General features: G+C 42.5%; 11 protein-coding genes. 6 read left to right on the forward strand and 5 right to left on the reverse strand.

What is annotated here, in order from left to right:
* Positions 1 to 155 precede the first annotated feature (155 nt).
* From ACKPQ4_RS01490 to ACKPQ4_RS01500, 3 genes are read right to left on the reverse strand one after another with little or no spacing between them, the layout of a single operon-like run.
* Positions 156 to 1,688 carry a hypothetical protein gene (locus ACKPQ4_RS01490; RefSeq protein ID WP_407679440.1) on the reverse strand — a complete coding sequence of 511 codons (1,533 nt, stop codon included), beginning with the start codon at positions 1,686 to 1,688 and terminating at the stop codon, positions 156 to 158.
* Positions 1,685 to 2,902, reverse strand: coding sequence for a DUF2851 family protein (locus tag ACKPQ4_RS01495; RefSeq protein ID WP_407679441.1), 1,218 nt, complete (start codon positions 2,900 to 2,902; stop codon positions 1,685 to 1,687). The genes ACKPQ4_RS01490 and ACKPQ4_RS01495 overlap by 4 nt, the downstream gene beginning before the upstream one ends.
* A gap of 7 nt (positions 2,903 to 2,909) precedes the next feature.
* Entirely contained in the window at positions 2,910 to 3,404 is a 495-nt protein-coding gene (locus ACKPQ4_RS01500; RefSeq protein WP_407679442.1) for an NYN domain-containing protein, read from the reverse strand.
* A 90-nt stretch (positions 3,405 to 3,494) separates the two neighbouring features.
* Here ACKPQ4_RS01500 and fabD point away from each other — a divergent pair, with 90 nt between their 5' ends.
* A complete protein-coding gene (gene fabD / locus ACKPQ4_RS01505) occupies positions 3,495 to 4,337 on the forward strand; it encodes an ACP S-malonyltransferase (RefSeq protein WP_407679443.1) in 843 nt (280 codons plus the stop codon).
* 10 nt (positions 4,338 to 4,347) lie between these two features.
* Here the strand turns inward: fabD and ACKPQ4_RS01510 are convergent, their stop codons facing one another.
* Both ACKPQ4_RS01510 and ACKPQ4_RS01515 read right to left on the reverse strand, forming a co-directional pair.
* Positions 4,348 to 4,767: an ExbD/TolR family protein gene (locus ACKPQ4_RS01510; RefSeq protein ID WP_407679444.1), complete on the reverse strand. Its 420-nt coding sequence runs from the start codon at positions 4,765 to 4,767 to the stop codon at positions 4,348 to 4,350.
* 42 nt (positions 4,768 to 4,809) lie between these two features.
* Positions 4,810 to 5,358 (reverse strand): MotA/TolQ/ExbB proton channel family protein, encoded by a 549-nt coding sequence (locus ACKPQ4_RS01515; RefSeq protein WP_407679445.1) that lies wholly within the window; start codon positions 5,356 to 5,358, stop codon positions 4,810 to 4,812.
* 294 nt (positions 5,359 to 5,652) lie between these two features.
* On the opposite strand from ACKPQ4_RS01515, the gene ACKPQ4_RS01520 reads away from it, so the two are divergent.
* From ACKPQ4_RS01520 to ACKPQ4_RS01540, 5 genes are read left to right on the forward strand one after another with little or no spacing between them, the layout of a single operon-like run.
* On the forward strand, positions 5,653 to 6,765 hold the full coding sequence (locus ACKPQ4_RS01520) for a PfkB family carbohydrate kinase (RefSeq protein ID WP_407679446.1): 1,113 nt from the start codon (positions 5,653 to 5,655) through the stop codon (positions 6,763 to 6,765).
* A gap of 5 nt (positions 6,766 to 6,770) precedes the next feature.
* On the forward strand, positions 6,771 to 7,421 hold the full coding sequence (gene tmk / locus ACKPQ4_RS01525) for a dTMP kinase (protein ID WP_407679447.1): 651 nt from the start codon (positions 6,771 to 6,773) through the stop codon (positions 7,419 to 7,421).
* A gap of 39 nt (positions 7,422 to 7,460) precedes the next feature.
* Positions 7,461 to 8,378 carry a hypothetical protein gene (locus tag ACKPQ4_RS01530; RefSeq protein ID WP_407679448.1) on the forward strand — a complete coding sequence of 306 codons (918 nt, stop codon included), beginning with the start codon at positions 7,461 to 7,463 and terminating at the stop codon, positions 8,376 to 8,378.
* Between the two features lie 23 nt (positions 8,379 to 8,401).
* Positions 8,402 to 8,740: a histidine triad nucleotide-binding protein gene (locus ACKPQ4_RS01535; RefSeq protein ID WP_407679449.1), complete on the forward strand. Its 339-nt coding sequence runs from the start codon at positions 8,402 to 8,404 to the stop codon at positions 8,738 to 8,740.
* Between the two features lie 9 nt (positions 8,741 to 8,749).
* The gene (locus ACKPQ4_RS01540) at positions 8,750 to 9,805 is read left to right on the forward strand and encodes a DUF481 domain-containing protein (protein ID WP_407679450.1); all 1,056 of its coding nucleotides are present in this window, start codon (positions 8,750 to 8,752) and stop codon (positions 9,803 to 9,805) included.
* Positions 9,806 to 10,382: the final 577 nt, after the last annotated feature.

Raw genomic sequence — 10,382 nt, forward strand, 5'->3', positions numbered from 1 at the left:
AACAAAGATGGGACAGCTTACGTTGGGCATTGCCCGAAATGCATGCACCGATTACGGGTATTAATTGGACCAGAAGGAACAGGGAACAGGTTCTTCAAATGCTTTTGCCCTTAGTGTAGAAACTAACCAATCAATTTTTAAAAACTAAAGCTAAATCACTTTGATAATTGATCAAGCCCAAGCCTTTGGCGAGATTGGTTGATATCCAACCACCATGCGTCACTTGGAATAAGTTGGTATCTTTTGAGTTTGGAAACTGCTCCTTTTTCCAACTCAAGCCGGCTGACTTTGCCCAAAATAATTATAAAACCTTGGTTTATTGAACCTAAGCGCAATTCATATTCGTTTACCGCAAGAGCAAAACTTTTCTCTAAATTTGGCCAATCTGCTCGTTGAAATTCAATCAAGCCGTTTTTCCTTTCAATATTTATTACCTTTCCCAAGGTTTCTTTACCGGGAAGAAAGATATATCCCTCAGGCATACCTATGACAGTTTTTAATACTTCAAGCTTTAGAAAATTTGCCTGTCTTAAAGTTGGATCGATATTCTTGGTAAAATTAGGCGGATAAGTAATATTAAAGTCAGAATCTTTAGAGGTTAAAAGACTTGGGCTGATCGTGATCTGATCTTCCATCTTTTCAATTTCATTTACCAACCTATCCTCTAAAATTAAGTTAGCTTTTTCATTAGCAGCAAATTGAGCAAGCTGTGTCCAGTTGTCATCCTTTAATGAATGCACCAATTGGTCAGAGACAATGAGCTCGTCTTTTTTATCTGAACTTAGTTGGGGAACAGACTCTAATTTCTCCATCCATCCCAAATAACCAGTTAAGCTCGCGAAAAAACCGGTGCAAAGAAAAACCATGAGAGTTTTGCCTTTTTGTTGAACATTCGATGGCCCATTCGATTTGATTGGTATAACTTGCTCTTCCTCAACTAATTCCCCTGTGCCCTCGATCAATACTTCCTCATGGTCAGAAAGCTTCCATTCCTCCAGAACCCTCTTCTTTACGTCATCATTTAAAATGATTCCTCGGGGGTCAAACGATACATCAAAAACCTGTAAAGCAGACTCCATCCATCCGACCGCCTCCCCCATCAATATCTTCTCTTTTTGCCAATCCGGATGAAACCGGCATTTCCGCTCAACTTCCATAGCTTCATTCTCAGCTAGTAAACCGAGTAAATAATTGGCTATCTTTACATATCGCTCAATGCCTAGAGAGATTGGAATATTATTTTCAACCGAAAGAGCTTCTTCGCTTAATCGAATTGAAAATCCGATAACCAGTTCCCGAAAACATTCATTTGCGAAAATCGGCTTCTTTTGCAAGCTCTCAACAATTGCTTTGTCCTCACCACACAACAGGGCCTGAGCACGGGCAACTCGCATATCTTTTTTATTCTCATTTCGAACCTGCCCGCTAGGCTCAATAGTAAAAAGTTCAAGTTGTTTTTCTTTAAAAGAACTCTTCTTATTCTTTTCTTCCAAACAAAGGTTTTCCAGGTCCCCAAAAAATTTAGCACGACTTCTCTTCCCATCCCTAACAATTGTCAAGCGGAGTAGTGCCCGCTCCACTAATTCCTGAGCTAAGGTTTCGTCGCCCAAAAATAATTTGGCAAACCTCAACCCTTCGACGGTGGGTCCACTAAGAAAAATCAAGTCTTCTTCAATCCGACTAGTCATAGAATCAGAGATTTTTTTTCAGAACCGTACGAATCAACTGTCAAAGTTTGTATAATGCATTGAACCAATCCATTCGTGAAGGGCTTTTTACCTGAAGGATTTGTCCAAGATAGCTTTTTTGCCCAGTCTCTATATTTTTTTGGACAATCTCCTGCTGGCCAAGACATCCAAAGAGAAAAACCATTTTTTTGCTTTGATGCACAAAGTAAAGGCCATGCGGCATCAATCCATAAGGTATTTGCCTTTCCACGCCCAAAAACTTCGCCCAGTAATTGCCTGATCCAAATACCCGACAATTGAGAAACTTTAGGGCATTCTATTTCACTGCCTGTCTTATCTAGAGTTTGAAAAGCAAAGGTGTCCCAAAGCTTGGATAAATCCTCAATCCATTGCGGGCATGTTCTCCATAACTCAGCATACTGATGTATTCGGGTTAAGGGGTGATTTGCTGGACGGCAACCGCGGAGTTTCCAACCTCTCTGTGATCGATAAATAAGATCGAGGTCAACTTGACCGGACTTCCACAGATCGATCGAAAATTGTTGAGCAATCTTGGCCATTTGCGTCCTATTTCTCCTGTAACCGAGGATTTCTAAAAACCATTGATGACAAGCCATCTCCCACCCCTGTTTAAGTAAACGTGAGTGAGCAAATCCCTTCTTGGCCATCCATCGGGAACGAGCTCTTTCTTTACATTTACCCAAACTGATACCTACTAGTTTGCTCAATGCAAAATCGGCCAAACTGTCTTGCCCGGATAAACGGGTAAGTGCATGAGCCTCCGCATACTCTTCTATTCCATGAAGCAAACTTGGTAACAAGACCAGGCACGGCACTGCCTTACCATTACTCGCTCTTTCTTGATAAGTCTTACCCGAAGCCCGTGAAAAGATACAGACATGTAAAATCACTTTGTTATAATTTGAATCAAGGTGATGCTTGTGTGACTTCCAACCTTCGGGGAAAAAATGAATTTCTACATCTCCAATAAAGCTTTCCCCATCGATGACTAATTTAGCATTACGAAAATCAGGACCCTCGATAGACAGATTCCAGTCACCAGCATAATCCACATATACTTTTTTCCCGCAGCTGGTTACTAATGAATCCGTAAAAAAGTCCTGCTCCGACCAAATACGCTGAGCAACTGATTCTTCAATTTTAACCGAACCATAATACCCGGGGACTTCCTCAACTAAACCGTTTTTTGTCATTTACGGATCACTTATCACCTTCGGGAAATTCAATACGATTATGAAAAGGCTCACGCTCACTCCGCGATCTCGATTTATTGAAGTTTGCCCGACGACTTACCTGATCAATTGAATGATCCAAACGCTTAACAAATTCCTCCACCCGCATGGCAGATGCCCCATGTGCGTATGCACAGTTTCGAATTAAGTTATCATTGGTAACCACGCAAATTCTACCCGGATTTTTGGCAACCATAACCATACGTTCAATTACCCCGTCTGCACCCTCACTGGATGAGGAGTAAACAACATCATAGGAGTCAAGGTTTCGGTACTTTTGTAAAGAGCCCCTACCCTCCCGTCCATCGAAGACTACGGTCACTCGGTTTCCATCTGCCACCAAAGGTTCAAGCATTCTTAACAAACTATCTCTTGCCAGGTTTCGATCATGTGCCAATTCCCTAGCGATGTCAGGCATTGCATGCATGGCATTGTTTGCGTCAATCATCAGATGTTCTTGCATTTCTTTCGCTCTTTAATCAAGGAATGTATCTTCGATTTATGGACTTTTTTTCTTTCTCGCAACGCAATACCTAATTAACCCATCCAAGTTATGAGTCTCGCTTTTTTATTTCCAGGTCAAGGTTCCCAAGTCAAAGGGATGGGTACCGATGTTTTCCATCGCTACCCTGAACTTATCGAACAAGCCAATCAAGAATTGGGTTATTCCTTAAGTGATCTTTGCCTTGAAGATGCAAAAGAACAACTGTCACAAACTCAATTTACCCAGCCCGCGCTCTTCTTGGTCAGCTTTTTAGAAGGCAAAGCCAAAATCGACGACGGGCAGATACCCGATGTAGCTGCTGGTCATTCCGTTGGAGAATTTGCCGCACTAGCTCTTGCCGGTTGCGTATCCTTTCTGGATGGGCTGCGTATGGTTTCAAAGCGTGGAAATATCATGTCTCAAGTAACTGGAGGAGGTATGGCTGCAGTAATCGGTATGGAAGTCGAAAAGATTCAAAGCACACTTGAACAAATCGGTGCAGAACAAGTAGACCTTGCTAATTTCAATTCCCCCGGTCAGGTCGTAATATCCGGACCTGCTGCACAAATCAAAACCACACTTATTCCACTTAAAGATGCTGGTGCTCGGATGGTGGTTCCCTTGAAGGTTAGCGGTGCATTTCATTCGCGAATGATGGAAGAACCAGCACGAGAGTTTGGGAAGTTTTTGGAAGAAATTCGTTTTTCATCCCCCCAATTCCCCGTCTACTCAAATGTGGAGGCTGCCCCTTATTCCAATGGTGATGCCATCGCTCCCTTACTGGTGCGTCAAATACATAGCTCGGTTAGATGGACTGAATTAATCACGCAGATGCGTAAGGATGGAGCGAGTGAATTTCTTGAGTGTGGTCCTGGAAAAGTCCTGACCAAGCTGCTTAAGCAAATCCCATAAAGGAAGAGAATCAGCTTGCCCGGGTATCTAAACTGAGCTTGGTCAAGTTTCTCTCTTTCAACATATTAACCACATCAATCACCTTTTGATAAGGCAAGGAGCGATCTCCACGTATGTGTATAGTGGGAGCGGTCCCCTCACCTAATGAAATTTCGTCAAGTCGGTCCTGTAGCTCCTTTTTCCCGATAGGGACCTTTCCCCAAAAGTAAGCGCCTGACTCATCAATCGTGATATATTTATCCTCCACCGGAGGCGGAGGCTGCTTGGCAGAGCTAGACTGTTCGGGAAGGTTTACCCGATTATATTGCTCGATCACTGGAGTGGTGATCATGAATATGATCAGTAGAGAAAAAGCGAGATCGATTAACGGGGTAACATTCAGTTCTGAAATTACTGAAAGCTTGTTTCTTCTTGTAAAACTTCTTGCCATTTAATTATCCAAAGATGTCTCGAATTCTCGTTGATACTTCCTTCAGGCACTGGTCTCCAATTCAATGCGATCAGCAAGATTGCTAGCAAAGTTTTCTAATTTTGTCATTTCCCCCCGGGTTCGAGCTGAGAGATTATTATAGGCAAACACAATGGGTATGGCTACGCACAGAGCAGTAACGGTTGTCAACAATGCCCCTGACACACCTGGGGCAAGGTGTTCAATTGTAGCCCCCCCCGAATCCATCGTACCAAAAGCGTCCATCACTCCCCATACTGTGCCAAGTAATCCAAGAAATGGAGCTCCGGAAACAATCGTTGCCAACCAGTACATCTTTTCTTCATACCTGTCTTCATATTCGGTAATTGCCCGGCGAATTGCATTTTCAACATAATTCATCCGTACCCTACCATCTTTAGAACTTGCCCGAGCAGCTGCCATCGCCCTCGAGCAAACACGAAGATATGGACTCGATTGACCGGGAAAATTTGCATCGTCATAGTCTACCATATTGGGAAGCTCATTAATTTTCTTTTCGTCCCGAGCGTTTGCTCGACGAATTCGCTTCAGTTCAGAATTTTTGTTGAACATGATCGAGAGAGCCCAGCAATTTAACAAAGCCAGCACAAATATAACGACCTTCCCCGCAAAGTTAGAATCTGCAAAATAGCTAAATAAGTCAGCAGACCCAAGCAAAGGTACAAAGTTATCTTCGGTTAATAAGTTTCCCATCACATTCATAATATTTCAAAAATCCAACACCAAACTCCCAATTTTAGGCGTAAGGATTAAAAATCAACGAAAAACGCATCTTTTGCACAAAGTGTAGCAGAGAAATCGATTAAGTTTGCACGATTATCCAAAGCATCTTAGGCAAAATCTCTTATGCAGGTAACTCAAAAAGTTCTAGATGAAATCAATACAACGACATTTTCCCTTTCTTCGAAAAATTCGATCGTCGGTTTGGATGGATTTGTTGATAAAATTGTTGCTCCCGTAGAAAAGAGACACGGTCTGGGAGATAACTTTGATCCCGTGCCCACCATTGCAGAAATGGGTGCTAAAATTTCGGCTGCCGCGGGTAAAAGTGCCAACATCGAACTCTATCCAAGGTTCGAGAAATTAGGAGGCAATGGCCCCATTATGGCCAATGCAATGCTCTCCCTCGGTATGGGTGTTCGTTACATTGGTGGCCTGGGTAACCCTAACATACATCCTGTCTTTGAAGAATTCGCTAGAAAAACCAACGCAATTTCTATCAGTGAGCCAGGAATTACCACTGCTATGGAATTCAAGGACGGAAAGGTAATGCTTGGAAATACCCTAAGCCTCGAAGAAATTGATTACTCCCGAATTATCGGGGCATGCGGAGAAGGCGAATTTATAGACTTGTTATCTAAAGCAGATTTAATATCCATCGTAAATTGGACAATGATTCCCAAAATGACTGACTTTCTCGTCGAATTGGTTGATAAAATTTTGCCCAACCTACCGCCGCGGGATACACGCTCTTTTTTCTTTGATTTAGCTGATCCTGCAAAACGTTCGAGCTCTGATATTAAGGAAGTATTAACCGTCATCTCCCGTTTCCAAGCTCATGCTGAGGTAACTTTAGGCCTCAATTACAACGAAGGGCTTCAAGTTTGTGATGTTCTAGGTTTGAAGAGTGGAGACAAAGACGAAGATTCCCTCAAGAAAATGGCATCAGACATCCGCAGGGAACTTGGTATATCCACAATAGTTCTGCATCCTGTTGAATCAGCCGCTTGTGCCACTAAAGATGGTGCTTGGTGGACTACGGGGCCTTTTTGTGATAATCCCAAGATCACGACTGGTGCGGGAGATCACTTTAATGCCGGTTTTTGCAGTGCCAGACTAAGCGGATTTTCCCCCTTAACATCTCTTGCTTTGGCAACTTGTACCTCTGGGCATTATGTTCGTACTGCCCAAAGCCCATCAACATCACAAGTAATCGAACTTCTTAAACAAAACTCTTAAACTATATGAGTCACGAAAAAGGCCTACTTATCTCCTTCGAAGGATCAGAAGGGTGTGGTAAATCTACCCAGATTCGCCGTATTGCTGATCGCTTGGAAGAAATTGATCACCGAGACGTAATTGTCACCCGAGAACCTGGGGGAACTATTATCGGAGAAGATATTCGACATCTTCTGATGCATGCAGATTCCTCCAAAAGCATTTTACCGGAAACCGAGCTTCTACTATTCGCTGCCAGCCGGGCACAACTCGTCCGCGAAATTATTTTTCCGGCCATTGAAAATGGAAAAGTCGTTCTATGCGATCGATTCCTTGATTCAACAACAGTTTATCAGGGTGTTGCTAGGCAAATTGCAGATGATCCAGTAACTATGATCAACCAGTTCGCGGTTGGTGAGATTATTCCTGATCTTACCATTGTAATAGACATACCACCAGAAGTTGGCTTTGAGAGGATTAAACACCGTGTATCTGACATGCCCGACCGCATGGAGCAGGAAAATATTGAATTTTATGGAAAAGTCCGAAAAGGATACCTTCACCTTGCCCGCAGCCTGCCCGAGCGTTTCTTTGTGGTTGACGGAAACGGAGATCCCGAGGAAATCGAGTTAGAAATATGGAATGAAATTCATGCCCGTTTTTACTCCCAGGAATAATTCTTAGTTCACCACTATTTCTCTTGTTATTAGGTAAGTATGCCTAATTCAAATACCGATCCTATCGAGGCACTTCAGCACCGATTTGCTGAGGATCGGTTGCATCATGCTATCCTTATACTTGGTCAGTCAGTTGAACAAAACCAAGACGCAGCCTTGGCTCTGGCTAGATGTTTATTATCCCTTGATGATTCGAGGTTTGATCATCCCGATCTATTTAATCTGCGACCAACTGGAAAGGCCCGGATCATAACGGTTGAAAAAACGCGTGAATTGATTGCCACACTTAACCGCACATCCAACCAAGGTGGTAGTAAAGTTGCAATCATTCACGAAGCCGACCGAATGCGCAAAGAATCTGCCAACGCTTTTTTAAAAACCTTGGAAGAACCACCATCGGGTACCTACCTGCTTCTACTAAGCACAAAACCCTATTCCTTACTCGCAACCATTCGAAGTCGATGCCTCATGGCTCGATTGCCCACAGTAGCTCCCGTTTTAGGTAATGAACAATGGGAAGCATGGAAGTCTAAGTATCAACAATGGATTCTGGCACTCCTGGATCGTGAAAGCCTGAGAAAGGATCGGGTTAGCCCACTTTTTGCCTCGTATGGACTTATAACCTCGTTGCTTGGCCTAATTAAAGAAGAAGCTGATACTTTAGCCAAAAAAGCTAAAAATGATGCACCAAGTATGGATGACAAAGAAAAGGATGCCTTGGATGCTGGAGTAAGGCGAGGTGTTCGTTCTAGGATCCTCAAACAATTAGCAGAAGCTACCCGTTCCTTTGTCGTTCAGAACGAGAACCGTCAAATTCTTCCTCAACTAGGAATTAAACTTTCAAGGGTTTTAGCTTGTTTAGAAAAAAATGTCCGGCTTATGGAGGTAAATTTGAAAGACGAAACGGCTTTGGAGGATTTTTACCTATCATCTCTACGAATATGGACGTCCAAATAAGTTATTTTCATAAATATTCTTAAATGAGCACTCTTTTTGAAAAAATCATTGCCCGAGATATCCCCGCGGAGATCTTGTATGAAGATGAAGTTTGTATCGCGATAAAAGATATTGAGCCCCAAGCACCGGTTCATTTTTTAGTTATTCCTAAGAAAGTCATAGCCCGTCTAGGAGAAGCAGAAAAATTCGATCAATCAAGGCTTGGTCATCTTTTACTTACGGCTTCTCAAGTCGCCAGAGAACTAGGACTGGTAGATGGTTACCGTACCGTTATAAATAACGGGATCCATGCTGGAGAAACAGTCCCCCACTTGCATGTACATGTGCTTGGGGGTAGACAAATGAAGTGGCCTCCTGGGTAAGTACATACCATGCGACTTAGCTTTATCTTTTGGGCAAATATACTTGTCTTTAGTTTTCACTTATTGGCCGATCGTGTGGAAACCAAAGACGGTTCAATCTTTTACGGAAAAATCCTCGAAGTCGTAGATGGCAACCTGACCTTCGAGACCACCTATTCAAATGCGATTAACATTCCTTTGACTGCCATTCTAAGTATGTCCTCCTCCTCTTCTCTCACCGTACGCGATGAGGATAACCATACCCTCTCGGGGCAATCCATTCCTTTACCGGTTGAACAATTAAACCTTAGAGATTCCAATCAATCCAAAAACTTATCCTTTGAAAAGATCCAACATCTTTGGCCCGCATCCGGGGAGGATCCATTGATTATCGAAGAGCAGGAATATAACGAAGGTTTGTTGATGAAATGGAAAAACTCATTGGGCTTTGATTTGGTCGGCTCATCCGGAAACACCGATTCTCTCGGGGCAGGATTTCGCATGGATAGTATTTATTCAAATAACTTTCGTGAACTCGATTTATTCCTTTCTTACAACACCCAAACCACAAATGGAGTAAACGACACCGATGAAACCAAGGGAGGTGCTGAGTACGATTCGATCTTCCATGAACAATTGGCCTGGTATTTAAGAAGCGATTTCGAACATGATACCGTCGAGCAGATCAATCTGCGTACCACTACTGCCTTAGGCTTAAAATATCGTTGGATTGAAAAAGAAAATTATCAAGTTTCGACTCGTTTCGGTGGTGCTCTTCGATACGAAGACTCGACCAACAAGACAATTGCTTCAAAAAAAGATCCTGCTCTCGATTTGGGTATTGAATACCTCCACGAATTCAATCAATTCATGTCCCTAGAAAGTGAACTTAGCTTTCTTCCGATGGCGGATGATTTATCAGACTATTTACTAAGCCACGATTCAGCTCTAGTATTTCCCATATCGGAGGATAAAGATTTTTCTGTAAGGTCAGGATTATCCGGCACCTATGATTCAATTCCTAATGAAGATTTGGAAAAAATGGATATGAAATATTATCTCCGAGTGGTTTATGATTTTCAATAACTCACTCAGCAAAAAATAACCTAAAAGTTTTAAATAATCCACTTAGCTCAAAAGAAAAGCCCACAATTTGAGAGGAGATAAAGAATAGCACAAAAGCCAATCCGAGGTATATCCAAATTCTTGGTATTGTTTTATTCATTTTAAAAAGAAGGTAAAGACTGCAACCATACATTTGCCCGGTCCGGCAATTGTAAAAAAAGACACTTACTTGGGTTCAATCTCTGTCCATCCCATTTGAACATTTAGATGTAAAACTCGCGAGCAAGCACACCCGTTTTTTGAGATTCAGGTAGCTTTGTACACCTCAATCTACTGGTATGTGGGCATCTGTGTGGAAGACAAAAAAACATGGGCGGAAAATTCTTGGTGATTTTTATAATAGGATAAAACCTGGAATTTGCTGATAACTTAAGGTAACCCCTAAATAGCATCTTTCATTCACTCCTCCCGCAAAGGCATTTCATGCCAGGCGAAGCAAAAATACAACCCCAACCAAAGAGCCTGACAGTAGCGATACGAAAGAACCGGAAATACCACGCCGCCCCCGATACATAAACCGAGCATCCATTCGAGCGAA

The sequence above is a fragment of the Candidatus Chordibacter forsetii genome (assembly GCF_964187505.1).
Lineage (GTDB): Bacteria > Verrucomicrobiota > Verrucomicrobiia > Opitutales > Seribacteraceae > Chordibacter > Chordibacter forsetii.

What these genes read in the sequence shown, in the direction of transcription:
- ACKPQ4_RS01490 (WP_407679440.1), bottom strand. Translation starts at nt 1,688, where the DNA reads ATGACTAGTCGGATTGAAGAAGACTTGATTTTTCTTAGTGGACCCACC.
- ACKPQ4_RS01495 (WP_407679441.1), bottom strand. Translation starts at nt 2,902, where the DNA reads ATGACAAAAAACGGTTTAGTTGAGGAAGTCCCCGGGTATTATGGTTCG.
- ACKPQ4_RS01500 (WP_407679442.1), bottom strand. Translation starts at nt 3,404, where the DNA reads ATGCAAGAACATCTGATGATTGACGCAAACAATGCCATGCATGCAATG.
- fabD (WP_407679443.1), top strand. Translation starts at nt 3,495, where the DNA reads ATGAGTCTCGCTTTTTTATTTCCAGGTCAAGGTTCCCAAGTCAAAGGG.
- ACKPQ4_RS01510 (WP_407679444.1), bottom strand. Translation starts at nt 4,767, where the DNA reads ATGGCAAGAAGTTTTACAAGAAGAAACAAGCTTTCAGTAATTTCAGAA.
- ACKPQ4_RS01515 (WP_407679445.1), bottom strand. Translation starts at nt 5,358, where the DNA reads ATGTTCAACAAAAATTCTGAACTGAAGCGAATTCGTCGAGCAAACGCT.
- ACKPQ4_RS01520 (WP_407679446.1), top strand. Translation starts at nt 5,653, where the DNA reads ATGCAGGTAACTCAAAAAGTTCTAGATGAAATCAATACAACGACATTT.
- tmk (WP_407679447.1), top strand. Translation starts at nt 6,771, where the DNA reads ATGAGTCACGAAAAAGGCCTACTTATCTCCTTCGAAGGATCAGAAGGG.
- ACKPQ4_RS01530 (WP_407679448.1), top strand. Translation starts at nt 7,461, where the DNA reads ATGCCTAATTCAAATACCGATCCTATCGAGGCACTTCAGCACCGATTT.
- ACKPQ4_RS01535 (WP_407679449.1), top strand. Translation starts at nt 8,402, where the DNA reads ATGAGCACTCTTTTTGAAAAAATCATTGCCCGAGATATCCCCGCGGAG.
- ACKPQ4_RS01540 (WP_407679450.1), top strand. Translation starts at nt 8,750, where the DNA reads ATGCGACTTAGCTTTATCTTTTGGGCAAATATACTTGTCTTTAGTTTT.